Below are 24,384 nucleotides of genomic sequence, written 5' to 3'. Positions count from 1 at the left end.
CCTCGGTCTCCTCGGCCCGCCCGAACAGGAACGGATAAGCGATACCGGCGATCGCCCCGCCGATCAGCGGCGCCAGCCAGAACACCCACAGCTGTTGCGGTGCGCCGTTGCCGTTGAAGAACGCGACAGCGGTGGACCGGGCCGGGTTGATCGACGCGTTGGAGATCGGGATCGCCACCAGGTTGGTCAGCGCCAATGCGAACCCAATGGCCAAGCCGGCGAAGCCCTTCGGCGCCCGCGCGTCGGTCGAGCCGAGGATGACGAACAGGAACATCGCCGTCAGGACGATCTCGGCGAGGATGACTGCACCCAGTGAATAGCCACCGGGCGAGTTTTGGCCATAGCCGTTGGCCCCCAAGTGCCCAGTAGCGATGAAACCGGGCTTGCCAAAGGCGATGTAGTAGATCACCAGTCCGGCGAGCAAGCCGCCGATTACCTGAACTATCCAGTAGGCCGGCAGGACTTTCCATTCCACCCGGCGGGCCAATGCCGCACCCAGCGTGACGGCGGGGTTGAAATGCCCACCGGAGATGGCCCCGAATGCGTACACGCCTGTCAGCACAGTCAGACCGAAGGCCAGGGACACGCCAAGGTAGCCGATACCTAGTGGGTATAGATCGGCGGCGTGGGCCTCCGCCGAAAAAACCGCGCTGCCAACGCCACCGAGCACCAGCCAAAAGGTGCCGATCGTTTCCGCTGCCAATTTGTGGAACAGATTCGGTTCCGACATCGCCGACCCGCCTTCGCGTAGAGCAACTATTCCTGCCCATGAGGGTGACACGATTGAGCGCCGAAGCGCCCTGTCGTGTCCAAATCGTTTCGCGATAGATAACTGCGACGGTGAGTGCGTGACCTACCCTTTATTTCGTCGGACCAGTCGGGAAAGACCCAGTGCCCCAATGGCACCCACTGCGGCAGCTGTCAAGGCCTGCCGCGCATTGAGATCCTCGCGAAGATGCACCCTGGTCGTGATCACCGCTGGCGCGGGCGGCTCCACGGGCGCCGCCGCCAGGTTCTCCGTCGACGTCGCCGCCCACGCGGTCGCGTACAGCAGCAGCCGCGCAGTGATGTACGCAAACACCATCAGACCCAGCACCGGCCCGAAGGTGGCACCCGCCGGGCTACGCAACACAGACTTCAGGTAGATCGACGCGACCAGCTTGAACAATTCGAAGCCGATCGCCGCGAGCAGAGCCGCGCGGATCGCGCTGGCGAATCTGACTGGCTCTCTGGGCAATCGGGCGATCATCCAGGTGAATACCAACCACGACAACAACACTGATACCAGCAGCGACCCCCCGCGCAGAATCGCATCCAGGACCGGCGCGTTGTGAATACCCAGCGACCCCAACACCTTGTCCATCGGCGCCGCGGTAGCGAGCGTACTGAGCGCGAGGGTGGCGAGGATCGCCACGAACGACGAAACCATCGTCGCAAGATCGGAGAACTTGGTCCGGATGTATCCCCGCGACCCCTCGCCCTGTCTCCACATTTCGCTCAGCGCCACCCGCAGGTTGCCGATCCAGTTCAGGCCGACCCATGCCGCGACGGCCAAACCGATGACGCCGACCGACGCCCGCGAAGCGATCGCCGAATTCATGATCTCGACCACTTGTTGTCCCAGCGCGCCCGGCACCGCGGCCTTGACCTTGCTGTCGATCCCGGTCAGTACATCGGGCCGACGCGACAGCAGGAATCCGCCGACGCTGAAACTGACCATCAGCAAGGGGAACAACGCGAAAATCGTGTAGTAGCTCAGCCCGGCCGCGAAGAAATTGCCCTTGGACTCTTCGTATCGGTCGTTGGCCCGCATCGCGTGGTCGAACCAGCCGAACCGCGCCCGCAGCCGATCCAGGATGCCTGGTTTGGCCGGTTCGCTCATCACCACCCGCTAGGGACGTTTTGGCAAGAACCCTAGCCGGTCATAGACCCGGTCGACCGTTTTTGCGGCCACGTCGTCGGCCCGTGCCGCCCCGGCGGCCAGGATTGCCTCCAATTCAGCTGGATCCGTGAGTAACTCGTCGACCCGTGCCTTGATCGGTGTCACGAACTCGACGACGGCCTCGGCGGTGTCCTTCTTCAGATCGCCGTAGCCGCGGCCGGCATACTGTCGCACCAACGCGTCGATCTCGACCCCGGTAACCGCGGACTGGATGCTCAGCAGGTTCGACACGCCGGCTTTGGCATCCGGGTCGTATCGGATCTCGCGTTCGCTGTCTGTCACAGCGGAGCGAATCTTTTTGGCGGACACGGAAGGAGTGTCGAGGAGACTGATCAAACCGGCATCGGTGGCCGCCGACTTACTCATCTTAGACGACGGGTCTTGCAGGTCGTAGATCTTCGCGGTGACCTTGGGAATGAGTAGCTCGGGAACCACGAACGTGTCCGGGAACCGGCTGTTGAACCGCTGCGCGATATCGCGGGCCAGCTCCAGATGCTGACGCTGGTCTTCACCGACCGGTACCAGTTCGGCGTCGTAGGCGAGCACGTCGGCGGCCTGCAGCACCGGGTAGGTGAACAGGCCGACCGTCGTCGCATCGCTCCCCTGGCGCGTCGATTTGTCTTTGAACTGCGTCATGCGCGAAGCCTGACCGAAACCGGTGAAACAGCCCAGCACCCATGCCAGCTGGGTGTGCGCAGCGACGTGGCTCTGCACGAAGATGGTGCTGCGGCCGGGGTCGATACCTAGCGCCAGATACTGGGCGGCGGTCACCAGGGTCCGACGCCGCAACACGTCGGGATCCTGCGGGATGGTGATGGCGTGCAGGTCAACGACACAGAAGAATGCGTCGTAGTCGTCTTGCAGCTGGGCCCACTGTGTGATGGCGCCCAGCGCATTTCCGAGGTGCAGAGAGTCGGAGGTGGGCTGTACGCCGGAGAAGACCCGGCGGGATCCGGCGTTACTCATTGACGCCGCTCCTCTCCCCCGCAAGCGGGAGGTGCCCCCACATCGCTCTCCTGCTCTGCATCGTCGCTTGCGTGGTGCTCATGGTGACTCAATCTTTCCACGCCGACACCGCGCCACAGGACACGGCCATCATCAAACCGGCCGGATGCCGGAGTACATCAAACCGCTCGGGTCGTACTGTTGACGAACGGCGTTGAGCCGCGACAGATTTCCGCCGAAATACCGCGACGCCGTACTGCCCAGCTCCACGTAGTTGACGTAGCCGCCAACGGAATTGGCCCCCATCGCCTGGTGCGCCGCTACCAGCCACGCATCCCCGACCTCCACCGTGTTCGGCGGCGACGGCTCTGAGTACCACTGAATAGACGCCGCCTGCCGCCGCCACGGGAACGCGGTGCCCCCGGGGTCTACGTCATTCACCGCTCCAGACAGCGACTCGATCACCGCCGCCGCCGGGCCCGCATCCTGAGGCCACGCTGTTGCCGCGGCAACGATGGCTTGCGCAGCGGATGGCGTCATCTCCCCGACAATGTCCGAGCCCGCAACGAAAACGCGCGGATGCCATGCCTGGTCGCCACCTTCGAAGTAATGGACGAAGTCCATACGGCTCAACGTTTGGTTTGTGTTGCTGGTGGGCTGCACACCGATAGCGGCGATGATGTCGCCTGCTCGGCCCGGCCCATCTCCCGGGGGCGTCGCCAACGTAATGCTGCACCCCGGCGAAGCCTGGCCCGCCGTGACGTTGACCATGCCCCAGATTGCCCGGTCCGCGTTGCTCAGCCACTGATTCCAACCGAGAATGACTTGCTCAGCCGAACCCGCAGGGAATACCAGGTAAACGACATCACGGTCGGTGGTGGCGAATGTGCGCAACGTAAACGAGGTAACCACTCCGAAATTGCCGCCTCCGCCGCCCCGCAACGCCCAATACAGATCGGCATTGTCGGTTGCTGTTGCGGTGATCGCGTCGCCGCTGGGCAAGACGACGGACGCTGACACCAGCGCGTCACACGTCAGACCCCACTGTCGGGCATCAGAACCCAGCCCGCCACCCAGGGTCAAACCGGCGACTCCGACCGTCGGGCAGCTGCCGCTCGGGATCAATCGTCCTTGTCCGGCCAGTGTGGTCTGCACCGAATCCAGTTCTGCCGCTGCCGGAATCGTCGCGAGACCGCTTTGGTCGTCGTAGGTGATCCCGCCCGGCAGCTGACGCAGGTCGACGACCATGACGCCATTTGCCGAAGAGGCACCGATGTAGGAATGTCCGCCGCTACGAGCGGCAACCTGGACGCCGTTCTGCGCAGCGAACACAACAGCCTGCTGCACGTCGCCAGTGGATTGCACCGTGACGACGGCCGCGGGTGTCGAGTTGTCGAAGCGGGAGTTGAAGAGGTTCTTCGCACCGGCGTAGTCAGCGCTTGACGGCAGCGTGACTTGGCCCTGGATGCTCTTGCCGAGGGCACCCCAGTCCGGTGCGTCTGCCGCTGCCCGCGGCCGCGGCGCGGCCGTTTCTCCGCATGATCCCAAGAGCAAACCTGCAACCGTCCCGAGCCCGCCACGCACAAAGACCTGGCGTGAGATGTCCGGCGTCATGGCCGGATCCTAAGTCTGGATGCCGCGACACTGGTGTCGGTCCGCGAACGGCGCTTCTTGCGGTACCGGTGGTATCACCTTTAATGTCGGCGGCATGACGACTCGCGCGCCGATCCATCTCGGGTCCGGCGAACCGGTGCTGCTGCTGCACCCCTTCCTGATTTCGCAGCTGGTCTGGCAGAAGGTGGCGCCGCAGTTGGCCGGCACCGGCCGCTACGAAGTGTTCGCCCCGACGATGGCCGGCCACAACGGCGGCCCGCGCGCCGGCACCTGGTTTCTGAGCTCGGCGGTGCTGGCCGACCATGTCGAACGGCAACTCGACCAGCTGGGCTGGAGCACCTGCCACATCGTGGGCAACTCACTGGGCGGCTGGGTGGCCTTCGAGCTGGAACGCCGCGGGCGGGCACGCACCGTCACCGGCATCGCGCCGGCTGGTGGCTGGCATCGCTGGAGCCCGACAAAGTTCGAGGTGATCGCCAAGTTCGTCGGTGGTATGCCGGTCTGGGTGCTAGCCCATTTGCTCGGGTCCCGCCTGTTGCGCCTACCGCTCAGCCGCCGAATAGGCACCCTGCCAATTAGCGCATCTCCAGAGGGCATCAGCGAGGCCGAACTGATCGGCGTCATCGATGACCTGAAGCATTGCCCGGCGTACTTTCAGCTGCTGGTCAAGTCGCTGCTACTGCCTGGCCTGGCGGAGTTGGCCCAAACTGGCGTTCCCACCCACCTTGTGCTCTGCGAGAAAGACCGGGTCGTGCCCCCGGGCAAGTTCAGCGGGCACTTCATCGACCATCTGCCCCCCGAGACCAAGTTCACAACACTCACCGGCGTCGGCCACATTCCGATGTTCGAGGCACCGGGACGGGTCACCGAAGTCATCACCGGCTTCCTCGACGAGCACACTCCGCCGATCCGCGAGGTTAAGTCGAGCTGAGCGCCTTCTCGAGGTTGTCGGCGATCGCGCCGAGAAACTCCTCGCTGGTCTGCCAGTCCTGATCCGGGCCGATCAGCAGGGCCAGGTCTTTGGTCATCTGACCGCCTTCGACCGTCGCGACGACGACGTCTTCCAGCTTCTCGGCGAACGCGCTCACCTTTGGTGTGTTGTCCAGCTTGCCGCGGTGCTCAAGCCCACGCGTCCAGGCGTAGATCGAGGCGATCGGATTGGTGGAGGTGGGCTTGCCCTCCTGATACTGGCGGAAGTGGCGAGTGACCGTGCCATGGGCGGCTTCGGCCTCCACGGTCTTGCCGTCCGCGGTCGTCAGCACCGACGTCATCAAGCCCAGTGAGCCGTACCCCTGCGCGACCGCGTCGGACTGGACGTCACCGTCATAGTTCTTGCACGCCCACACATAGCCGCCTTCCCACTTGAGGCAAGACGCCACCATGTCGTCGATCAGCCGGTGCTCGTAGGTCAACCCGGCTTTCTCGAACTTGTCCTTGAACTCCTCGTCGTAGATCCGCTGGAACTCGTCTTTGAACATCCCGTCGTAGGACTTCAGGATGGTGTTCTTTGTCGACAGATAGACCGGGTAGTTCTCTTTGAGGCCATAGGCGAACGACGTGCGGGCGAAATCCTGAATCGAATCCTTGAAGTTGTACATCCCCATCACGACGCCGCCGTCTTCGGGGATGGTCACCATCTTGTGCACAATCGGCACGCTGTCGTCGTCCGGGGTGAAGGTCAGTGTGACGGTCCCGGGCCGGTCGACCTTGAAGTTCGTGGCGCGGTACTGGTCGCCAAAAGCGTGGCGGCCGATGATAATCGGCTTCTTCCATCCCGGAACCAGCCGCGGCACATTCGAGATGATGATCGGTTCACGGAAAATCGTGCCGCCCAGGATGTTTCGGATCGTCCCGTTGGGCGACGACCACATGGTCTTGAGGTCGAATTCCTTCACCCGGGCCTCGTCGGGGGTGATCGTGGCGCACTTGACGCCGACGCCGTGCTTCTTGATGGCGTACGCCGAGTCGATCGTCACTTGATCGTCGGTGGCGTCGCGGTGCTCGATGCCCAGGTCGTAGTAGTCCAGTTTGATGTCGAGGTGCGGAAGGATCAGCATGTCCTTGATCCACTTCCAGATCACCCGCGTCATCTCGTCGCCGTCGAGCTCTACTACCGTGCCTTCGACTTTGATCTTTCCACCGCTGGACATGCAGCCCAGACTACAAGCCCGGTCCAGCGCGCAACGACGTCAAGCCATTCGGATCGGCTGGCCGAGTCGCCGGCCCAGGCGATGTAGCCGTCAGGTCGCACCAGCACTGCCGGCCCGGGGTCGGCCCGCTCCGCTTGGTGCAGGTCGATCACGTCGACCGGAGACCTGCCGCTCTCACGAATCAGCACGAAGCCGGGCTCGCGCTGCAGCTCGGTGAGACGGTCTTGCATCAGCGGAATCTGCGTTGCCCGGGTGCCCACCAACGCGCTCTCGTCTGCCCGGTGAGGATACCGCAGTGTCGTGCCCGCGAAGCTCCCGGCCACCTCGTCACGTATCCGTGGGACACGAAGAAGATTGGGCACCAGTAGGTTTCGTAATCCGCGAGCGACCCGCGGGTGCAGGGTGACGCCGCGCGCCATCATGCCCGATTGCAACAGCACTCGTTTGCCGATCGGGTGGCGCTCGTCCTGATAGCTGTCCAGCACGGTGTCGTCCGCACCATCGAGCACCGCGTCGATCTTCCACGCGAGGTTCGCCGCGTCCTGGATCCCGGTGTTCATGCCCTGACCGCCCATCGGCGAGTGGACGTGCGCCGCGTCTCCGGCCAAGAACACCCTGCCATACCGATATTGCGCGACTTGTCTTTCATCGCAATGGAATCGGGACTTCCACCCAACCTCGAGCACCCCGAGGTCGGAGGTCATCGCCCGGCTCAGCACCCCGACGATCTCTTCGGCAACCACCGACTCAGTGTCGGGAACCTGATGGTTGCGGTCCCACACCATCGCCCGGTACCACGAACCGCCGTAGGGAGCCAGGAACGCGAACTCGTCGCGGGTGCTGCCGAGCGTCAGGCCACCGTCGGCAGGGCCATGCGCCAGCTTGACGTCGGCAAGCACGATCGACGACAAGATCGTGTTACCCGGGAAGTCCGCACCGACCAGCGTGCGGACCGTACTGTGCGCCCCGTCGGCACCGATCAAATACCTTGCCCGCCACAAGGTTCGGCTGCCGGCGTGATCGCCGCGCGGCCGCGCGTCGACGGTCACGCCGTCGGCGTCCTGGTCGAGTCCGACCACCTCGAAGCCACGCACGATCTCGGCCCCTTGCGCGGCCGCGTAGGCCGCCAGCGCCTGGTCGACATTGGTCTGGGGAGTGATCATCGCGAACTGGTAGGGCGAGTCGAGGTGGGTGAGGTCGATGCGGCCTCCGCCGAAAATCGTGACGCCCGGCGCCTTGTGCGCGTGCGCGAGCAGGTCGTCGGCGAGCCCCCGGGCGTCGAGAACCTCCAGCGTGCGCGCCATGGTGGCGAACGCGCGGCTGGACGGGTTGATCGCGGGCCAGCGCTCGAGCACGGCGACCGACCGACCCGCTCGCGCGAGGTCGCCGGCCGCGGTCAGCCCCGTCGGGCCGGCGCCGATGACCAGGACGTCAACCTCATGAACGGCCATCACGCCACCGCCTCCGGGTCGGGATACCAGCGACGAATGTCGTCGGGGGTGGCCACGGCTGCGCGATTGAAAACGAACCGGCATCCGGGTTGGGTGACGTGGGCGGCGTTGACGATGCACTCGAAGAGCAGCGTGTTGGCGGCGACCAATCGCACGCCGGCGCCGATGAGCACCGCGTCGTAGCGCTTGGCCTCCAGCCACCGAAGGGCTTTGTCGGCGCCCGCATCGCCGAAGTCGATGAGGCAGTTGTCGACGCGATAGCCGGCGGCGCGCAAGGCGGCCACGTTGTCGGCGTTGGCGGCGCGCAGCTTCTCCTTCGACAGGCCCGGGAATTGGGCGAAGTCGGGCGAGGAGTAGTCGATCACCTCCGGGTCGAGTCCGATCTGGATGGCCGTGACGGTCATGGTGGCGACCTCTCGTCAGGAGTTCAACAACTGTTGAACTCGACGGTAGGCTTTTACACCACCCGTGTCAACAGTTGTTGAATACACTGTTGGCATGCCATCGAAGGCGCGTGACGGACGCGACGGACAGACCACCCGGGCGGCGATCCTGGAGATCGCGCGATCGCAGTTCGGCAACCACGGGTTCGAACGCACGACGATCCGATCGGTCGCGTCGGAGGCCGGCGTCGATCCCGCGCTCGTCATGCACTACTTCGGCAGCAAGGCAGAGCTTTTCGCCGCGGCCTCCCGGTTCGACATCACGTTTCCCGATCTCTCAGATGTCGCGCCCGACCGTGTTGCCGACGTGTTACTGCCGATGTTTATCGCCGTCTGGGGACCGCAGGGACCGTTTGTCCCGCTGCTGCGGGCGGCCGCGACGAATCGCGTCGCCGCGGATGCCCTGCTCGAGGTTTTCGTCGACCAGGTAGCGCCGGCGCTATCCGCGGTCGTTCCCGATCACGCCGCCGAACGTGCCGCTCTGGTGGGGTCGCAGCTGCTGGGCCTGGCCGTCGCTCGCTACATGCTCGGCGTCCCGCCACTCGCCGGCATGGACGACGCGCTACTCATCGAATGGTTGCGGCCGGTGCTGGCCCATTACCTGGCAGACCCGGCGCCCTGACGCTGCTCGATGATCGTCAGCACGCGTTCTGCCCATCGAATGTTCTCTTGCTCGAACGAGATTCCCCGCATCAGGGTCAGGTACGGGCCCACCCGCTTCGCCTGGGCCAGGTATTCGTCTTCGTCGAGGCCGTCGAGCATGCGAGCCCGCATCCGTTCATAGCGTTGCAGTTTGGCCGTCGCCCATTGCAGTCGTTCGATCGTGAAGTCGCGCACGGCCTGCCCGTTACCGACATCAACGGCCATCACCTTGACGGCGAGTTCGTCGCGGATCGCCGACGGCTTCGGCGCGCGGGAAGTGAACTGCTGGATAGCGTCGTAACCCGCCTCGGTCAGCGAGTACATCCGCTTGTTGGGCCGGCGTTCTTGGTGGACGACGCGGGCCTGGATCAGACCTTGCTCGGCCAGACGGTCGAGTTCGCGGTACAACTGCTGCGGGGTGGCCATCCAGAAGTTCGCGACCGATGCGTCGAAGCTCTTGGCCAGGTCATAGCCCGAAGATTCGCCCTCCAGGAGGGCCGCCAACACCGCATCGCGCACCGACATACGACGATACTAAAGCATCAGACTAATCAACAAAGTGATTAATCGCACTCTAGACTTCCGCGGCTGCACGCTTTAGCGTCAGACACACCTACTCAACAAATTGACTATGCGAGGTGTCTGGTGAGTTCTAAGCATCCGTTCCGCAAAGCGGTCGAGCAGCGCGACGAGGCGGGCATCGCAGCGCTGCTGGCCGACGACGTGGTGTTCACCAGCCCGGTGGCGTTCAAGCCCTATGTCGGCAAGCCGCTCACCGCGGCCATCCTGCGCGGCGTCTTGCGAGTCTTCGAGGACTTCCATTACGTCCGCGAAATCCATGACAGCAACGGCCGCGACCATGCGTTTGTGTTCGAGACCAAGATTTCCGGGGTGCCGGGCGTCAACCTCACCGGCTGCGATTTCTTGCACTTCAACGACCAGGGTCTGATCGACGACTTCATGGTGATGGTGCGGCCGCTGTCGGCTGCGACGGCCCTGTCCGAGGCGATGGGCGCCCAATTCGGTCGGATCCAGCAGGGGGCGCTGGAACTGGCCGAGCAGTTCACTAGCGTGTAGGGGGTGTCGAACATGCGGATCGGATTGGGCATCAACTACGCGGGCGGCTTCAAGGAGGTGGCCGCCGAGGTCGCCGACCTCGAACGCGCGGGGTGCGACATTGTCTTTGTCCCCGAGGCGTATTCGTTCGACGCGGTCAGCGGGTTGGGCTACCTCGCGGCCAGCACAGAACGGGTGGAGCTGGCCTCGGGCATTCTGCAGCTCTACACCCGGACGCCCACATTGACTGCGATGACCGCGGCGGGCCTGGACTATGTCTCCGACGGCCGGTTCACCCTCGGGCTCGGCGCCTCCGGCCCGCAGGTCATCGAGGGCTTCCACGGGGTGCCCTACGACGCCCCGATAGGCCGCACCCGCGAAGTCGTCGACATCTGCCGCCAGGTCTGGCGTCGCGAGACCCTGCAACACCAGGGCAAGCACTACACGATCCCGCTGCCCGCTGACCAGGGCACCGGGCTGGGCAAGCCGCTCAAGCTAATCAATAAGCCTGTCCGGGAACGTATTCCGATACTCATCGCCGCGCTCGGGCCCAAGAACGTCGAGCTGGCCGCCGAGATCGCCGAGGGCTGGCAACCGATCTTCTATCTGCCGGAGAAGGCGCAAGACGTGTGGGGCGACGCGCTGGCCGCCGGCCAGGCCAAGCGCGATCCCGCTTTGGGGAACCTCGATGTGTTCGCCGGACCGGCATTGGCCATCGGCGAAAACGTCGAGCCGCTAAGGGACTTCGTCAAACCGCACCTGGCTCTCTACATCGGCGGCATGGGCGCCAAGGGCAAGAACTTCTACCACACGTTGGCCACCAAGTACGGCTACGGCCCGCAGGCCGATCGCATCCAAGAGCTTTATCTGGCCGGCGACAAGGACGGCGCCGCAAAGGCTGTGCCCGATGAACTCGTGCGAGATGTCTCGCTCATCGGCGCACCCGGGTTCGTCAAGGAGCGAGTGGCGGCGTTCCGCGAGGCTGGGGTAACTACTTTGGTCGTGGCACCGATCGCCGCAACGCCCGCCGACCGGGTCAAGCTCATCGAGACGCTCCGCAATCTGATCGACTAGGACCGCTGCGCATCCTCCAGAGCAGCGTTGAGGGTTTTGCTCGGCCGCATCACCGCGGTCGTCATGGCGGTATCAGGCGCGTAGTAGCCGCCGATGTCCACCGCCTCGCCCTGGACCGCGGCGAGTTCGGCGACGATAGCTTCTTCGTTCTTGGCCAACGTATCGGCCAGTGCGGCAAAGTGTTTGCGCAACTCGTCATCATCGGTCTGCGCGGCGAGTTCCTGCGCCCAGTACATGGCCAGGTAGAACTGGCTGCCGCGGTTGTCGAGTTCACCGGTCTTGCGTGACGGGCTCTTGTTGTTGTCCAGCAGTTTGCCGATCGCGTCGTCGAGCGTCTTGCCCAGAATCTTGGCCCGTTCGTTACCGGTCTTGATCCCGATGTCCTCGAAACACGCTCCCAGCGCGAGGAATTCACCAAGTGAATCCCACCGTAGGTGGTTCTCCTCGACGAGTTGGTGCACGTGCTTAGGCGCTGAACCGCCCGCTCCCGTCTCGTACATTCCGCCACCGGCCATCAGCGGCACGATGGATAGCATCTTGGCGCTGGTGCCCAACTCCAGGATTGGGAACAGGTCGGTGAGGTAGTCGCGCAGGATGTTTCCGGTCGCGGCGATGGTGTCCTGCCCGCGCATCGCGCGCTCGATCGTGTGCCGCATCGCTCGTTCCTGCGACATGGTCGCGATGTCGAGGCCCTCGGTGTCGTAGTCGGCCAGATAGGTGTTGACCTTCTTGCGCAGTTCGCTCTCGTGCGGACGCTCCTGGTCCAGCCAGAACACCACCGGCATGCCCGAGTTTCTCGCCCGGTCGACCGCCAGCTTGACCCAGTCGCGGATCGGCTCGTCCCGGACGATCGGCATCCGCCAGATGTCGCCGTCTTCCACGTGTTGCGTCAGCAGGACTTCCCCGGTGTCGAGGTCGACGATGTTGGCGACGCCGTCCTCCGGTATCTCGAACGTCTTGTCGTGCGAGCCATACTCCTCGGCCTGCTGCGCCATCAGCCCGACGTTGGGGACCGTGCCCATCGTCGCCGGATCAAACTGGCCGTGCGTCTTACAGAAGTTGATGATCTCCTGGTAGATACGGGAAAACGTGGACTCGGGGTTGACGGCCTTGGTGTCCTTCTGCCGCCCGTCGGCGCCGTACATCTTGCCGCCCGCGCGGATCATCGCCGGCATCGACGCATCCACGATCACGTCGCTGGGCGAATGAAAATTGGTAATTCCCTTGGCCGAGTCGACCATGGCCAGCTCGGGCCGGTGCTCGTGGCAGGCGTGCAGGTCGCGGATGATCTCGTCGTGTTGCGACGCGGGCAGCGACTCAATCTTGTTGTAGAGGTCGACCAATCCGTTGTTGACGTTGACGCCGAGTTCGTCGAACAGCTCCTGGTGCTTGGCGAATGCCTCCTTGTAGAAGATCTTCACGGCGTGGCCGAACACGATCGGGTGGGATACCTTCATCATGGTGGCCTTGACATGCAGGGAGAACATCACGCCGGTCTTGTAGGCGTCCTCCATCTGCGCCTCGTAGAACTCGCACAGAGCCTTCCTGCTCATGAACATGCTGTCGATGACGTCGCCATTCCGCAGCGACACCATGGGTTTGAGCACGATCGTCTTGCCGCTGTTGGTCTCCAACTCCATCTTCACGTTGCGCGCCCGGTCCAGCGTCATCGACTTCTCACCGTGGTAGAAGTCGCCGTGCCGCATGGTTGCGACATGGGTGCGCGACGCCTGCGACCACTTCCCCATGCTGTGCGGGTGCTTGCGCGCATACTCTTTGACCGCATGGGGCGCACGGCGGTCCGAATTACCCTGCCGTAGAACTGGATTCACCGCACTGCCAAGACATTTGGCATAACGGTCGCGAATTTCCTTGTCCTCGTCGGTTTTCGGACTCTGCGGATAGTCCGGAATTTTGAATCCCTTGCCCTGCAGTTCCTTGACGGCCGCGACCAGCTGGGGCACCGAGGCGCTGATGTTCGGCAGCTTGATGATGTTGGTGTCGGCCAGCTTCGTCAGGCGGCCCAGCTCGCCGAGGTTGTCCGGGACTTTCTGCTCGTCGGTCAGGTAGTCAGGGAACTCGGCCAGGATCCGTGCGGCCACCGAGATGTCGCTGGTCTTGATCTGGATGCCCGCGGGCTCGGCGAAGGCGCGCACGATCGGCAGGAAGGCATAAGTCGCCAGCAACGGCGCCTCGTCGGTCAGCGTATAGATGATGGTCGGCTGTTCGGCGCACACAGTTCTTCTCCCGGCGTCGCTGTTCGGTCGGATTTCTTCAGGTGCCTCGCGTTGTACCCTGACCGCCAGTATCCCGTACCAGGGAATCGGCGGCCATCAAGGGGTACGCCGCCAAATCCCTGCTCGGCAGGCAGGCGGTGGCGATCGCAAGCGCGGCGAAGCCGGGCGCAGCGGGTCGCCTCCAAATGACTCAGTGGCACAAAGTCGGCAACGTGCGATACGCTGCCGGCAGGTCATGAGCGCCAGCGTCAAGCCCCGGCTTGCTGGCCGGCAACCCTCCAACCGCGGTGGGGTGCCCCGGGTGATGACCAGGTTGAGTAGCCAAACCGGCTACGTCGGCAAGCGCGGGTCCGCGGTGACGGGCCCCCCGAGTAGACAGGGAAACCTGATGCGCACCTATTGGGGCTGGCCCATCGTGCGTCGCAGTTGCTGACCGCTGGCTGACGGTCGTCATCTAGGGCCTCCAGATGGCGTCCCGCGCAGCCACGAGCACTCGACCACCCGACTTCCTTCCCAGAAAGCAACCCACGTGAGTTCCGAAACCAACCCTGAAAGCGACACCGATCCGACCGCGCACTGGTCGTTCGAGACCAAGCAGATCCACGCCGGCCAGCAGCCGGATCCGACCACCAACGCCCGCGCGCTGCCGATCTACCAGACCACGTCCTACGTGTTCGACGACACCGCACACGCGGCGGCGCTGTTCGGTCTGGAAGTCCCGGGCAACATCTACACCCGGATCGGCAACCCGACCACCGACGTCGTCGAACAGCGCATCGCCGCGCTGGAAGGCGGCGTGGCGGCGCTGTTCCTGTCCTCCGGGCAAGCCGCCGAGACGTTCGCGATTTTGAACCTGGCCGCCTCCGGCGACCACATCGTGTCCAGCCCGCGTCTGTACGGCGGCACCTACAACCTGTTCCACTACTCGCTGCCCAAGCTGGGCGTCGACGTCAGCTTCGTCGACGATCCCGACGACCTGGACTCGTGGCGGGCCGCGGCGCGCCCGAACACCAAGGCCTTCTTCGCCGAGACCATTTCCAACCCGCAGATCGACGTGTTGGACACCCCCGGCGTTTCCGGAGTGGCCCACGAGCATGGCGTGCCGCTGATCGTCGACAACACCGTCGCCACCCCGTACCTGATTCAGCCGATCAGCCAGGGCGCCGACATCGTGGTGCACTCGGCCACCAAGTATCTGGGCGGTCACGGCGCAGCGATCGCCGGTGTGATCGTCGACGGCGGTACCTTCGACTGGGCCCAGGACCGCTTCCCGGGCTTCACCACCCCCGACCCCAGCTACCACGGCGTGGTGTACGCGGAGCTGGGCCCGCCCGCGTTCGCGTTGAAAGCGCGCGTGCAGTTGCTGCGCGATTACGGGTCGGCTGCGTCGCCGTTCAATGCGTTCCTGGTCGCGCTGGGGCTGGAAACTCTGAGCTTGCGTGTCGAGCGTCATGTCGCCAATGCCCAGCGAGTCGCCGAATTCCTCGCCGGCCACGACGACGTGCTTTCGGTCAACTACGCAGGCCTGCCGAGCTCGCCGTGGTACGAGCGGGCCAAGAAGCTGGCGCCCAAGGGCACCGGAGCGGTGTTGTCCTTCGAGTTGGCCGGCGGAGTCGAGGCGGGCAAGGCGTTCGTCAACGCGCTCAAGTTGCACAGCCACGTCGCCAATATCGGCGATGTGCGATCGCTGGTGATTCACCCGGCGTCGACAACGCATTCCCAGCTCAGCGCCGCCGAGCAGCTGTCCACCGGCGTGAGCCCGGGGTTGGTGCGGCTGGCCGTGGGCATCGAGGGCATCGACGACATCCTGGCCGACCTCGAGCTGGGCTTCGCCGCCGCCCGAAAGTACGGCGGCGCGAAGTCCGGCAGCGGTGACCCGCACGCCGTGGCGGCGTTCTGAGGAGCCCGAGATGACGATCTCTGACGTGCCCACCCAGACGCTGCCCGCCGAAGGCGAGGTGGGCGTCGTTCACATCGGTTCGCTGATGCTGGAAAGCGGTGCGGTGATCGACGACGTCGACATCGCCGTGCAGCGCTGGGGCGAACTGTCACCTACCCGCGACAACGTCGTGGTGGTGCTGCATGCGCTCACCGGCGATTCGCACATCACGGGACCTGCTGGGCCGGGACATCCGACGCCGGGCTGGTGGGACGGCATAGCGGGCCCGGGCGCGCCGATCGATACCGACCGCTGGTGCGCGGTGGCCACCAATGTGCTGGGCGGCTGCCGCGGCTCGACCGGGCCGAGTTCGACCGCCCCCGATGGAAAGCCTTGGGGTTCAAGGTTTCCGTTGATCTCTGTGCGAGATCAGGTCGAGGCCGACGTCGCCGCGCTGGCGGCGCTGGGCATCAGCGAGGTCGCCGCGGTGGTCGGCGGGTCGATGGGTGGAGCCCGGGCGCTGGAATGGATCGTCGGCCACCCCGACCGGGTGCGCGCGGGTCTGCTGCTGGCGGTGGGTGCGCGCGCGACGGCCGACCAGATCGGCACCCAGTGCACCCAGATCGCGGCGATCAAAGCCGACCCCGACTGGCAGGGCGGTGACTACTACCGCACCGGGCGCAGCCCCGACGCCGGCCTGGATATTGCCCGCCGCTTCGCGCATCTGACGTACCGCGGCGAGGTCGAGCTGGACACCCGGTTCGCCAACGACGCGCAGGGCGAAGACGGCCGCTACGCGGTGCAGAGCTATCTGGAGCACCAGGGCAGCAAGCTGGTGTCCCGATTCGACGCCGGCAGCTATGTGGTGCTCACCGAGGCACTGTCCCGTCACGATGTCGGCCATGGCCGCGGCGGTGTCGCCGCCGCGTTGCGCAACTGCCCAGTGCCGGTGGTGGTCGGCGGGATCACCTCCGACCGGCTCTACCCGCTGCGCCTGCAATCCGAACTCGCCGAACTGTTGCCCGGATGTCACGGGCTGCAGATTGTCGACTCGATTTACGGCCACGACGGATTCCTGGTGGAATCCGAGGCGGTCGGTGAGCTGGTGCGGCAGACCCTCGACTTGGCCAGCGGTGAAGGCGCGTGTCCACGGTGACCCAATCATCGCCGGCCCGCTCATTGTCGTTTGGCGCTGAAGCGGCCGCGTATGAGCGCGGCCGTCCGTCGTACCCGCCGGAGGCGATCGATTGGCTGTTACCGGCTGGGGCTAAAGACGTGCTGGACCTCGGCGCCGGGACCGGAAAGCTGACCACCCGGCTAGTGGAGCGGGGACTGGACGTGGTCGCCGTCGATCCGATCGCCGAGATGCTGGAGATGCTGGGCAAGTCGCTGCCGGACACGCCGGCACTGCTCGGCACGGCGGAAGAAATTCCGTTGGGGGACAACAGTGTTGATGCGGTGCTCGTCGCGCAGGCCTGGCATTGGGTCAACCCGGCGCGGGCGATTCCCGAAGTGGCACGGGTGCTGCGGCCGGGCGGACGACTGGGTCTGGTTTGGAACACCCGCGACGCGCGGCTCGGCTGGGTGCGGGAGCTGGGTCGCATCATCGGCCACGATGGGGACCCCGTCCGCGACAAGGTGACGCTGCCGCAGCCGTTCACCGGCGTAGAGCGCCATCAGGTCGAGTGGACGAATTACCTTACGCCACAAGCATTGATCGACTTAGTCGCTTCTCGCAGCTACTGCATCACCTCGCCTACCGAAGTGCGCACCAAGACGCTGGACCAGGTACGCGAATTGCTGGCAACCCATCCGGCATTGGCGAACGCGGGAGGCCTTGCGCTGCCCTACGTCACGGTGTGTGTGCGGGCGACGCTGTCGGCGTAGTTGCCTCTGGTAGCGACTGACTTGATACCACCGGTGCGCTGGTTAAGCTTCGCAGAATGGGAATTTTCCGGGCAGCTACCGACGAGCTGCACTCCACGGCCAGCGGGTGGCATACCCTGGCCGGCGAGCTTAGCGCGGCTGGGCCCACGGCGCCCCGCCTGTCATTTCAACCCAGTGCCGCAGCGGTCACCGCGATTCACGCCGGGGTAGCCGCAGCGAGCGAGGCTCTCACCGCGCGCACCCAGGTCACCGCAGTCAAGACCACCGCAGCGGCCACCGCGTACACCGAAAGCGAGGCAAGCTCGGCGGATTTGCTCAACGCGCTGACCGAATCCCTATGAGGCAGAGATGTTGACGATCGGATTGCCGACGCTCCGACAGATCTATGGCTGGGATGTCGATCATCTGAGCGAAGCGGCTGACCATTGGGATTCCACCGCGAACCGTTGGGATGACGTGTATGGACAGGTTTGGCAGCAGTCGCTCGGGATGGATTGGGAAGGTCGAGCACGCGATGCGCTGGTCGAGCGGAGCACCGCCGATAAGGCGATGGTCGCCCGGAAATCTGACCGGTTACGTGAGGCAGCGCGGATAGCCCGCGAAGGTGCGGGTGATATCAGCAGGGTCCAGCGCTCGGTGCTCTACAAAGTAGATGACGCTCGGCAGGCCGGTTTTGTTGTGGGCGAGGATCTTTCGGTCCTCGACACCCAAACATCAAGCAACGCTGCAGAGCTGGCCCCGCGCCGGGCACAGGCACAGGCACAGGCATTTTCCGCTGAGATTAGTAGCCGCGCCGCCCAGCTCGTCGCTACCGATAGTGAAGTCGGCACGAGGCTCACCGCCGCCGCTGGCGATGTCGGCAGCCTCACCTTCGACGAGAAGCCGATCAACTACAACGGCAAACCCACTCGCGTCGGTGCCGATCCGCGGAACGGGACGATTCAGCTTGTCGACTGGAAACAAGCACCAACCCCAACACCTAGCCCCGGGCATACGGGCCAAGATGTCCGCGATGCGATCAAGGGGCTTCCGAAGGGCACTCGTCCGACCTTTGACGAGATCCGCAGTGAAGAGGACCTCCGAAGGCTCTGGGACTGGGCGACCGAAGGCGCACCGGACCGCACACCACCAACTACATACAAAGGCACCGAGAAAGTCTTGCGTGATGGGACGATCATCGGTCTGCGATCCGGCGACAATGGCCTGACACTGGACTTCAACCCCCCAAACGGCCCGTACGAGAAGGTTCATGTCAACGCTGCTACAGGCGGCGTTCCGAATATCCCGCGCGCGGAACCGAGTGCACCTGAAGGTTCTGAGCCCGGGCCGCGTGCGCCGGTTGAGTCTTCGCCGGTCGAGCGTGCGCCCGTGGAGGCGCCAGCGCCACGACCCGCACCAGCCGAGCCGGAACCGTTTGTTCCCATGGGGCCGATCGATCCGAACTCATTCCCGCACTTCGTTCCTCCACCCCACAGTCACCACGCCCCGCCGATACTCGGCAAAGACGACTTGGCCGACCTGCCCGAATACGAACCATAGTGACGAGACCAAGGACTGATCGAATGACCACCGCACGTGAAAAAGTACATGCAGAGCTACTCCTCGGCGCTTTAGAGGGCGCTTTGCCGCTTGCTGCTGTTGTTTCATGCGTGACCCAACAAAACCGGACAGCGTCCATGACCGAGGTACAGCGTGAAACCCTAGCTACGATTCGTTCCCTGGTCGGCGACGGCCTGTTCGTACTAGGCGACCTGTCTGGCGAGACTGGGCGTTTAGTTCCATGGAGCGAGCCGCTCGATGAGTCAATTGAGAAAATTTCGGACGTCTATGTGGCCAAGTATGACGACCGTCCCGAATGGGTCTGGTTCGTTTGGATGGAGCTCACCGACGCGGGCAAGCGGTTAGCGCGAGCACTTCAGAGGCAGGATTAAGCGATGACTACCGCACGCGAAAAAGTGCGCACAGAGCTAATTCTCGATATAGCGGCGGGCGGCGAATTGCCGATTACCCAGGTTGACTACTACGTGAAGCAGCAGTATCCGTCGGCATCGGTGCTGGACGTACAAAACGAGACCTTAGCGACGATTCGCTCCTTGGCCGACGACGGACTGATTGTATTGGGAGCCATGTCCGGTGATGAAGGACGTTGGGAGACTTGGGACGGGCCGCTAGACAACTCCATCCAAAAAATCTGCGATGTGTACGTCACTCACTATGACGATCCACCAGCCTGGGTATTTTTCGCGTGGATGAAGCTGACCGACGAGGGCAAGCGGGTAGCAGCACACTTAGAGGCAGGATTAAGCGATGACCACCGCACGCGAAAAAGTCCGTGAGGCGCTGCTTACTGCCAGTCTTCGATGAGTCGATACAGAAGATTTCCGATGTCTATGTCACCCATTACGACGATAAGCCTGCGTGGGTTTGGTTCGCCTGGATGGAGCTGACCGACAAGGGGAAGCGAGTAGCGCGGGCGCTTGAACAGAGCGCTAGAGATTCGCTTTAGCACTCGCGTCGAATGTGTGGTTGTTACAAGGTTTTCCGCCCGCACCGCGAACAGAAGCCCACACTCGGCGTCAGAAGTTGAGACCGGAGAACATGACTCGGCCGGGATCGTATTTCTGCCGTACGGCACTCAGCTGCGACGTGTTCGGACCAAAGTAGCGCGACGGCGGCTGGTTTGCCTCGACATAGTTCACGTAGCCCCCGACCGAATACGGTCGCACCGCTTGGTGGGCCGTGTTGAGCCAGCCGGTCGCTGCCGAAGGATCACCGGTTTCGACGTACCACTGCACCAGCGCGGACTGCTGGCGCCACGGGAACGCCGTGCCGCCCGGCGGGATGCTGGCGAGGGCGCCGTCGAGGGCGTGCATGATCGCCAACATGCGGCCGGCGTTGCGGGGAAAAGCGTCGACCGCCGCGGCGATCCCCTGTGCGGCGGCGGGGCTGATCGTCGTAAAGACGTCGGATCCGCCGACATATCCGAGCGGCGACGGGTTGAGGTTGCCGACGGCCAGATAGTTCACCAGGTCCAAGTAGTTGAACGTGTGGTTCTCGGTGCCGGTCGGTTGCATACCGACGGCCGAAACGATGGCGTTCGACACGCTGCCACCCGACCCGGCCGGGCAGGTCGCGAGGATACGACAGTGCGTGCCCATCGCGTCGACCGTGGCGTCGGCCAGCGCCCAGCTGCTTCGGTCGGCGGTCCGCAGCCAGTTCTGCCAACCGACGAGGACCTGCGCGAATGACTGCGGCGGGAAGTTGAGGTTCACCGCGTCGACGTCACCGGTTGGGAACGTGGCGAAGGTCAGCGAGGTGGTCACCCCGAAGTTGCCGCCACCGCCACCGCGCAACGCCCAGAACAGGTCCGGGTTGCTGTTGGCAGATGCGGTCACCGTCTGACCGCTGGGCAGCACCACCGTTGCCGATCTCAACGCGTCACACATCAGGCCGGCGTGCCGGGAATGGGCGCCCAGACCGCCGCCGAGGGCGTGGCCGGAGGCACCGACCGATGGGCAGGTACCCGTCGGGATTCCCCGGCCTGCCGCGGCCAGCATTTGGTGCATCGCATACAAACTGGTCGCTGGCGTGACGGTGACCAGGCCGGTGGAGGCGTCGTAATTGATCCCGCCGGGCAACTGGCGCAGGTCGAGCACCATGGTTCCGTTCGCGGTGGATGCCCCGATATAGGAGTGTCCACCGCTGCGTGGAGCAACCTTGAGGTTTTTGGCGGCGGCGAACGCCATCGCCTTTTGCACGTCCGCCGGAGATGTCGGGACAACGACCACCGCCGGCGTCAAGCCATTGTAGTTGGTGTTGAAAACCTGCTTGGCAGTGGCGAATTGCGGACCGCCCGGTTGTATGACCTGCCCGCCGATGGCAGAGGAAAGCGGGCCCCAGCCGGAGGCAATCGGATCGGCAACAGCCCGGCCCGATCCGGCTCGCCCCGGTCCGAGGATCGCGCCGGCGGCCAACGCTCCGACGGCACCCCGCAGAAACGTCTGGCGCGAGATCTCACGCGTCAACTCACGCCTCCCGCGATTGCGTCACGTCCCGCATTGTCAACCACCAGAACCGCGGTGCCGCATGACGTGTCGCGGGAAAACCAAAACGTGCGCGAACCTTAACCGCGCCGTGTTGTGAACGTGACCGCGATAAACGAGGGTTTCTAACCGGGACTCTTGAGTGCCGCGGTTGCACTCCCACCACGTGAGGAGCAGGACATGGCGACGCTTGAGGTCACCCGCAACTGGATTTGGCGCTTGAACAACCAACCACTGGCCGTTCGTTTGCTGTGGGGCGCCGGTTGCCTGATCACCGCGTCCGCACTGTTTTCGGCTCCGGTGGAGGCAGATCCGCACGACGACGACTTCATCGACGCGCTGAGCCATGCCGGCATCGAGTACGGCGAACCAGGAAACGCGATGGCCGTGGGTCAGTCCATCTGCCCGATGATCGCCCAACCGGGCGGTAGTTTTGCTGCCGCCGCATCGGGCGTCGCACACCGGGGCATGTCACCGCAGTTGGCCCAGATGTTCACCACGATCGCGATCCAGACCTACTGCCCGGAAGAGATGGCAAACATAATGGGCGGCAACGTATCTGGTTTGCAACAGCTGCCAGGCATGGCGGGTACACCCGGCATGCCAGGCGTGCCAGGTATGCCGGGGATGATCCCCGGGATCTAGCGAGTACCCAGCGGGTCGATTGTCCAGGCGATATAGACCATGCTCGCCGCGACCAGCGACATCATGGTGAAGTCAATTCCCTTGCTACGCACCACCAGCAGCCCCGCCCGTTCTTCGGTGAGTGCTAGCCGCAGCACGGCGGCCACTCCTACCCCGATGCCGATCAACAGCGAGCCGCGGCGCCAGAAGTTCGCCGCCGCCAGTGCGAACGCCACCGCAAAGATCAGCACGACCGTCACGATCGGCCACTGCGCGCGAACCAGCGAACGCAAAGTCATTGCTGTTCGGCCAATTCGACGACGTTCGTCAACAGGAATGCGCGGGTCAGCGGGCCGACGCCGCCGGGAGTCGGCGACACGTGACCGGCGACCTCCCACACGTCCGGGTGCACGTCGCCGACCAGCCCGTTCTCGGTATGGCTGAGGCCGACGTCGACGACGGCGGCGCCGGGACGCACCATGTCCGCGGTGAGTAGATGCGGGACGCCCGCCGCCGCCACGATGATGTCGGCCTTCCTGGTCAGCGCAGGCAGATCACGAGTTCCGGTGTGACACAACGTCACAGTGGCGTTTTCTGAGCGGCGGGTCAGTATCAGCCCCAGCGGACGACCGACCGTGACACCGCGGCCGAGGACCACGGCGTGCGCGCCGGCGATCTCGACGCCGAAGCGCCGCAACAGGTGCACGATGCCGCGCGCGGTGCACGGCAGCGGCGCCGGAGTACCCAGCACCAGCCGACCCAGGTTCGTCGGGTGCAGTCCGTCGGCATCCTTGTCCGGATCGACGCGCTCCAGCGCGGCGTTCTCGTCCAGGTGTTTCGGCAGCGGCAACTGCACGATGTAACCGGTGCACTCGGGGTTGGCGTTGAGTTCGTCGATGGTTTCGTTGAGCTTCGCCTGGCTGATATCGGCGGGCAGGTCGCGGCGCAGCGAGGTGATTCCGACCTTGGCGCAGTCGGAATGCTTTCCGCGGACGTAGGCTTGCGAGCCCGGGTCGTCGCCGACCAGGATCGTGCCCAGGCCGGGCGTCCGCCCCGAAGCGGTCAACGCCGCCACCCGTTGCTTCAGATCGACGAAGATTTCGTCGCGCGTGACTTTGCCGTCCAACGTGATCGCACCCACGCCTAACAGTCTTCCATGCCCGCGTACGCTCCCCGTATGTCTAGCCCTCCGGACGTGTTGAGCCCCGCTAAGCTGGGTCCGATCACGCTGCGCAATCGCACCATCAAGTCGGCGACCTTCGAAGCCCGAACGCCCAACGCACTGGTGAGCGACGACCTGATCGAGTACCACCGATTGCCGGCCGCCGGCGGCGTCGGGATGACCACGGTCGCCTACTGCGCGGTCTCCCGGGGTGGCCGCACCGAAGGCAACGGGATCTGGATGCGCCCGGAGGCCGTGCCCGGGTTCCGCCGGCTCACCGATGCGATTCACGCCGAGGGCGCGGCGGTCAGCGCGCAGATCGGCCACGCCGGCCCGGTGGCCAATGCCAAATCCAACAAGGCCAAGGCCCTGGCGCCGGTGCGGTTCTTCAATCCCATTGGCATGCGATTCGCCAAGAAGGCGACTCGCGACGACATCGATGACGTTATCGCCGCCCACGCCAACGCCGCCCGATTCGCCATTCAAGCAGGCTTCGACGCCGTCGAAATCCATTTGGGCCACAACTATTTGGCGAGCGCCTTTCTCTCTCCGTTGATCAATCGGCGCGACGACGAGTTCGGCGGATCGCTGGAGAACCGGGCCAAGGTCGCCCGCGGGATGGTGCTGGCCGTTCGGCGCGCGGTGGAAAACGAGGGAACGCCGATCGCGGTCACCGCCAAGCTCAACATGGCCGATGGGGTGCGCGGCGGAATCAGCGTCGAGGAGGCGCTGACCACGGCCAAGTGGTTGGAAGACGACGGCGGGCTGGACGCGATCGAGCTGACCGCGGGCAGCTCACTGGTCAATCCGATGTATCTGTTCCGCGGCGACGCACCGCTCAAGGAGTTCGCCGGGGCCTTCAAACCGCCGCTGCGCTGGGGCATGCGCATGACGGGCAAGAAGTTTCTGCGCGAATACCCCTACCGGGAGGCCTATCTGCTGCGCGATGCCAAGATGTTCCGCGCCGAGCTGACGATGCCGCTGATCCTGCTTGGCGGCATCACCAACCGAGAGACGATGGACCTGGCCATGGCGGAGGGATTCGACTTCGTGGCGATGGGCCGGGCTCTGCTGGCCGAGCCCGATCTGATCAACCGGATCGCCGCCGACGGCACCGTCCATTCGGCGTGTACGCACTGCAACCGGTGCATGCCGACCATCTACACCCGCACCCGTTGCGTGGTCACCGGCGCTCCCGACGCCCTCGGCTAACGATGGGCTCCGCCGCCCGTGTC

The 24,384-nt window shown here is 64.6% G+C and carries 25 protein-coding genes and 1 riboswitch; of the genes, 13 read left to right on the top strand and 12 right to left on the bottom strand.

Annotated features, from left to right (window positions below):
- The 4 genes from aqpZ to VKI00_RS19480 all read right to left on the bottom strand — a co-directional run.
- Positions 1 to 730, bottom strand: a 730-nt coding sequence (gene aqpZ / locus VKI00_RS19495; RefSeq protein WP_324440291.1) for an aquaporin Z, incomplete at its 3' end; no start/stop codon positions are given.
- A 123-nt stretch (positions 731 to 853) separates the two neighbouring features.
- Entirely contained in the window at positions 854 to 1,882 is a 1,029-nt protein-coding gene (gene yhjD / locus VKI00_RS19490; protein ID WP_324440289.1) for an inner membrane protein YhjD, read from the bottom strand.
- A 9-nt stretch (positions 1,883 to 1,891) separates the two neighbouring features.
- Positions 1,892 to 2,908, bottom strand: coding sequence for a tryptophan--tRNA ligase (gene trpS, locus VKI00_RS19485; protein ID WP_324440286.1), 1,017 nt, complete (start codon positions 2,906 to 2,908; stop codon positions 1,892 to 1,894).
- Between the two features lie 132 nt (positions 2,909 to 3,040).
- Positions 3,041 to 4,501, bottom strand: coding sequence for an FAD-binding oxidoreductase (locus VKI00_RS19480; protein WP_324440283.1), 1,461 nt, complete (start codon positions 4,499 to 4,501; stop codon positions 3,041 to 3,043).
- A 139-nt stretch (positions 4,502 to 4,640) separates the two neighbouring features.
- On the opposite strand from VKI00_RS19480, the gene VKI00_RS19475 reads away from it, so the two are divergent.
- The gene (locus VKI00_RS19475) at positions 4,641 to 5,432 is read left to right on the top strand and encodes an alpha/beta hydrolase (protein ID WP_324440295.1); all 792 of its coding nucleotides are present in this window, start codon (positions 4,641 to 4,643) and stop codon (positions 5,430 to 5,432) included.
- Here the strand turns inward: VKI00_RS19475 and VKI00_RS19470 are convergent.
- The 3 genes from VKI00_RS19470 to VKI00_RS19460 are packed head-to-tail and all read right to left on the bottom strand — an operon-like array spanning position 5,419 to position 8,506.
- Positions 5,419 to 6,651, bottom strand: a complete 1,233-nt coding sequence (locus VKI00_RS19470) for an NADP-dependent isocitrate dehydrogenase (RefSeq protein WP_324440281.1) — start codon at positions 6,649 to 6,651, stop codon at positions 5,419 to 5,421. The genes VKI00_RS19475 and VKI00_RS19470 overlap by 14 nt on opposite strands.
- On the bottom strand, positions 6,612 to 8,102 hold the full coding sequence (locus tag VKI00_RS19465; protein ID WP_324440279.1) for an FAD-dependent oxidoreductase: 1,491 nt from the start codon (positions 8,100 to 8,102) through the stop codon (positions 6,612 to 6,614). Before VKI00_RS19465 ends, VKI00_RS19470 begins: the two co-directional genes overlap by 40 nt.
- On the bottom strand, positions 8,102 to 8,506 hold the full coding sequence (locus tag VKI00_RS19460) for a hypothetical protein (RefSeq protein WP_324440277.1): 405 nt from the start codon (positions 8,504 to 8,506) through the stop codon (positions 8,102 to 8,104). The genes VKI00_RS19465 and VKI00_RS19460 overlap by 1 nt, the downstream gene beginning before the upstream one ends.
- Before the next feature lie 94 nt (positions 8,507 to 8,600).
- Between VKI00_RS19460 and VKI00_RS19455 the strand changes: the two genes are divergently transcribed.
- Positions 8,601 to 9,167: a TetR family transcriptional regulator gene (locus tag VKI00_RS19455; protein WP_324440275.1), complete on the top strand. Its 567-nt coding sequence runs from the start codon at positions 8,601 to 8,603 to the stop codon at positions 9,165 to 9,167.
- Here VKI00_RS19455 and VKI00_RS19450 read toward each other — a convergent pair.
- The gene (locus VKI00_RS19450; RefSeq protein ID WP_324440273.1) at positions 9,143 to 9,712 is read right to left on the bottom strand and encodes a PadR family transcriptional regulator; all 570 of its coding nucleotides are present in this window, start codon (positions 9,710 to 9,712) and stop codon (positions 9,143 to 9,145) included. The two genes, VKI00_RS19455 and VKI00_RS19450, sit on opposite strands and share 25 nt — an antisense overlap.
- A gap of 120 nt (positions 9,713 to 9,832) precedes the next feature.
- On the opposite strand from VKI00_RS19450, the gene VKI00_RS19445 reads away from it, so the two are divergent.
- Positions 9,833 to 10,264 (top strand): nuclear transport factor 2 family protein, encoded by a 432-nt coding sequence (locus tag VKI00_RS19445; protein ID WP_324440271.1) that lies wholly within the window; start codon positions 9,833 to 9,835, stop codon positions 10,262 to 10,264.
- 12 nt (positions 10,265 to 10,276) lie between these two features.
- Positions 10,277 to 11,317: an LLM class F420-dependent oxidoreductase gene (locus VKI00_RS19440; RefSeq protein ID WP_324440268.1), complete on the top strand. Its 1,041-nt coding sequence runs from the start codon at positions 10,277 to 10,279 to the stop codon at positions 11,315 to 11,317.
- Here the strand turns inward: VKI00_RS19440 and VKI00_RS19435 are convergent.
- A complete protein-coding gene (locus VKI00_RS19435) occupies positions 11,314 to 13,554 on the bottom strand; it encodes an NADP-dependent isocitrate dehydrogenase (protein WP_324440266.1) in 2,241 nt (746 codons plus the stop codon). The two genes, VKI00_RS19440 and VKI00_RS19435, sit on opposite strands and share 4 nt — an antisense overlap.
- 231 nt (positions 13,555 to 13,785) lie before the next feature.
- A riboswitch (SAM riboswitch) is annotated at positions 13,786 to 13,905 on the top strand.
- Between the two features lie 178 nt (positions 13,906 to 14,083).
- On the opposite strand from VKI00_RS19435, the gene VKI00_RS19430 reads away from it, so the two are divergent.
- Genes VKI00_RS19430 through VKI00_RS19400 form a run of 7 tightly spaced genes read left to right on the top strand, consistent with a single transcriptional unit; the run spans position 14,084 to position 19,656 of the window.
- Positions 14,084 to 15,454, top strand: coding sequence for a bifunctional o-acetylhomoserine/o-acetylserine sulfhydrylase (locus VKI00_RS19430; protein WP_324440264.1), 1,371 nt, complete (start codon positions 14,084 to 14,086; stop codon positions 15,452 to 15,454).
- A gap of 10 nt (positions 15,455 to 15,464) precedes the next feature.
- The gene (metX, locus tag VKI00_RS19425) at positions 15,465 to 16,589 is read left to right on the top strand and encodes a homoserine O-acetyltransferase MetX (RefSeq protein ID WP_324440262.1); all 1,125 of its coding nucleotides are present in this window, start codon (positions 15,465 to 15,467) and stop codon (positions 16,587 to 16,589) included.
- Positions 16,586 to 17,320, top strand: a complete 735-nt coding sequence (locus VKI00_RS19420; RefSeq protein WP_324440260.1) for a class I SAM-dependent methyltransferase — start codon at positions 16,586 to 16,588, stop codon at positions 17,318 to 17,320. Before metX ends, VKI00_RS19420 begins: the two co-directional genes overlap by 4 nt.
- Positions 17,321 to 17,376: 56 nt before the next feature.
- Positions 17,377 to 17,661: a hypothetical protein gene (locus VKI00_RS19415; RefSeq protein WP_324440258.1), complete on the top strand. Its 285-nt coding sequence runs from the start codon at positions 17,377 to 17,379 to the stop codon at positions 17,659 to 17,661.
- A gap of 7 nt (positions 17,662 to 17,668) precedes the next feature.
- A complete protein-coding gene (locus tag VKI00_RS19410; protein ID WP_324440256.1) occupies positions 17,669 to 18,859 on the top strand; it encodes a hypothetical protein in 1,191 nt (396 codons plus the stop codon).
- Positions 18,860 to 18,882: 23 nt separating this feature from the next.
- Positions 18,883 to 19,251 carry a hypothetical protein gene (locus VKI00_RS19405; RefSeq protein WP_324440254.1) on the top strand — a complete coding sequence of 123 codons (369 nt, stop codon included), beginning with the start codon at positions 18,883 to 18,885 and terminating at the stop codon, positions 19,249 to 19,251.
- Positions 19,252 to 19,254: 3 nt separating this feature from the next.
- Positions 19,255 to 19,656 (top strand): hypothetical protein, encoded by a 402-nt coding sequence (locus tag VKI00_RS19400; RefSeq protein WP_324440252.1) that lies wholly within the window; start codon positions 19,255 to 19,257, stop codon positions 19,654 to 19,656.
- A 240-nt stretch (positions 19,657 to 19,896) separates the two neighbouring features.
- Here VKI00_RS19400 and VKI00_RS19395 read toward each other — a convergent pair whose 3' ends face one another.
- Positions 19,897 to 21,345: an FAD-binding oxidoreductase gene (locus VKI00_RS19395; protein ID WP_324440250.1), complete on the bottom strand. Its 1,449-nt coding sequence runs from the start codon at positions 21,343 to 21,345 to the stop codon at positions 19,897 to 19,899.
- Positions 21,346 to 21,543: 198 nt separating this feature from the next.
- Here VKI00_RS19395 and VKI00_RS19390 point away from each other — a divergent pair, with 198 nt between their 5' ends.
- Positions 21,544 to 22,008, top strand: a complete 465-nt coding sequence (locus VKI00_RS19390; RefSeq protein WP_324440248.1) for a DUF732 domain-containing protein — start codon at positions 21,544 to 21,546, stop codon at positions 22,006 to 22,008.
- On the opposite strand, the gene VKI00_RS19385 is transcribed toward VKI00_RS19390, so the two are convergent.
- Positions 22,005 to 22,286, bottom strand: a complete 282-nt coding sequence (locus VKI00_RS19385; RefSeq protein ID WP_324440246.1) for a DUF3017 domain-containing protein — start codon at positions 22,284 to 22,286, stop codon at positions 22,005 to 22,007. The two genes, VKI00_RS19390 and VKI00_RS19385, sit on opposite strands and share 4 nt — an antisense overlap.
- Positions 22,283 to 23,128: a bifunctional methylenetetrahydrofolate dehydrogenase/methenyltetrahydrofolate cyclohydrolase gene (locus VKI00_RS19380; protein ID WP_324440244.1), complete on the bottom strand. Its 846-nt coding sequence runs from the start codon at positions 23,126 to 23,128 to the stop codon at positions 22,283 to 22,285. The genes VKI00_RS19385 and VKI00_RS19380 overlap by 4 nt, the downstream gene beginning before the upstream one ends.
- Positions 23,129 to 23,164: 36 nt before the next feature.
- Between VKI00_RS19380 and VKI00_RS19375 the strand changes: the two genes are divergently transcribed.
- Complete coding sequence (locus VKI00_RS19375; RefSeq protein WP_324440241.1) at positions 23,165 to 24,361, top strand: NADH:flavin oxidoreductase; 1,197 nt, start codon at positions 23,165 to 23,167, stop codon at positions 24,359 to 24,361.
- The last annotated feature ends 23 nt before the right edge of the window (positions 24,362 to 24,384 follow it).

It is taken from the genome of Mycobacterium sp., assembly GCF_035314665.1.
GTDB lineage: Bacteria > Actinomycetota > Actinomycetes > Mycobacteriales > Mycobacteriaceae > Mycobacterium.
Note: the sequence above shows the minus strand (reverse complement) of the source record. Positions and strands in the feature narration are given on the sequence as shown.

Excerpts from the sequence above, each read along its gene's own strand:
- yhjD (WP_324440289.1), bottom strand. The coding sequence starts at position 1,882 with ATGAGCGAACCGGCCAAACCAGGCATCCTGGATCGGCTGCGGGCGCGG.
- trpS (WP_324440286.1), bottom strand. The coding sequence starts at position 2,908 with ATGAGTAACGCCGGATCCCGCCGGGTCTTCTCCGGCGTACAGCCCACC.
- VKI00_RS19480 (WP_324440283.1), bottom strand. The coding sequence starts at position 4,501 with ATGACGCCGGACATCTCACGCCAGGTCTTTGTGCGTGGCGGGCTCGGG.
- VKI00_RS19470 (WP_324440281.1), bottom strand. The coding sequence starts at position 6,651 with ATGTCCAGCGGTGGAAAGATCAAAGTCGAAGGCACGGTAGTAGAGCTC.
- VKI00_RS19465 (WP_324440279.1), bottom strand. The coding sequence starts at position 8,102 with ATGGCCGTTCATGAGGTTGACGTCCTGGTCATCGGCGCCGGCCCGACG.
- VKI00_RS19460 (WP_324440277.1), bottom strand. The coding sequence starts at position 8,506 with ATGACCGTCACGGCCATCCAGATCGGACTCGACCCGGAGGTGATCGAC.
- VKI00_RS19455 (WP_324440275.1), top strand. The coding sequence starts at position 8,601 with ATGCCATCGAAGGCGCGTGACGGACGCGACGGACAGACCACCCGGGCG.
- VKI00_RS19450 (WP_324440273.1), bottom strand. The coding sequence starts at position 9,712 with ATGTCGGTGCGCGATGCGGTGTTGGCGGCCCTCCTGGAGGGCGAATCT.
- VKI00_RS19440 (WP_324440268.1), top strand. The coding sequence starts at position 10,277 with ATGCGGATCGGATTGGGCATCAACTACGCGGGCGGCTTCAAGGAGGTG.
- metX (WP_324440262.1), top strand. The coding sequence starts at position 15,465 with ATGACGATCTCTGACGTGCCCACCCAGACGCTGCCCGCCGAAGGCGAG.
- VKI00_RS19415 (WP_324440258.1), top strand. The coding sequence starts at position 17,377 with ATGGGAATTTTCCGGGCAGCTACCGACGAGCTGCACTCCACGGCCAGC.
- VKI00_RS19410 (WP_324440256.1), top strand. The coding sequence starts at position 17,669 with ATGTTGACGATCGGATTGCCGACGCTCCGACAGATCTATGGCTGGGAT.
- VKI00_RS19405 (WP_324440254.1), top strand. The coding sequence starts at position 18,883 with ATGACCACCGCACGTGAAAAAGTACATGCAGAGCTACTCCTCGGCGCT.
- VKI00_RS19400 (WP_324440252.1), top strand. The coding sequence starts at position 19,255 with ATGACTACCGCACGCGAAAAAGTGCGCACAGAGCTAATTCTCGATATA.
- VKI00_RS19390 (WP_324440248.1), top strand. The coding sequence starts at position 21,544 with ATGGCGACGCTTGAGGTCACCCGCAACTGGATTTGGCGCTTGAACAAC.
- VKI00_RS19385 (WP_324440246.1), bottom strand. The coding sequence starts at position 22,286 with ATGACTTTGCGTTCGCTGGTTCGCGCGCAGTGGCCGATCGTGACGGTC.
- VKI00_RS19375 (WP_324440241.1), top strand. The coding sequence starts at position 23,165 with ATGTCTAGCCCTCCGGACGTGTTGAGCCCCGCTAAGCTGGGTCCGATC.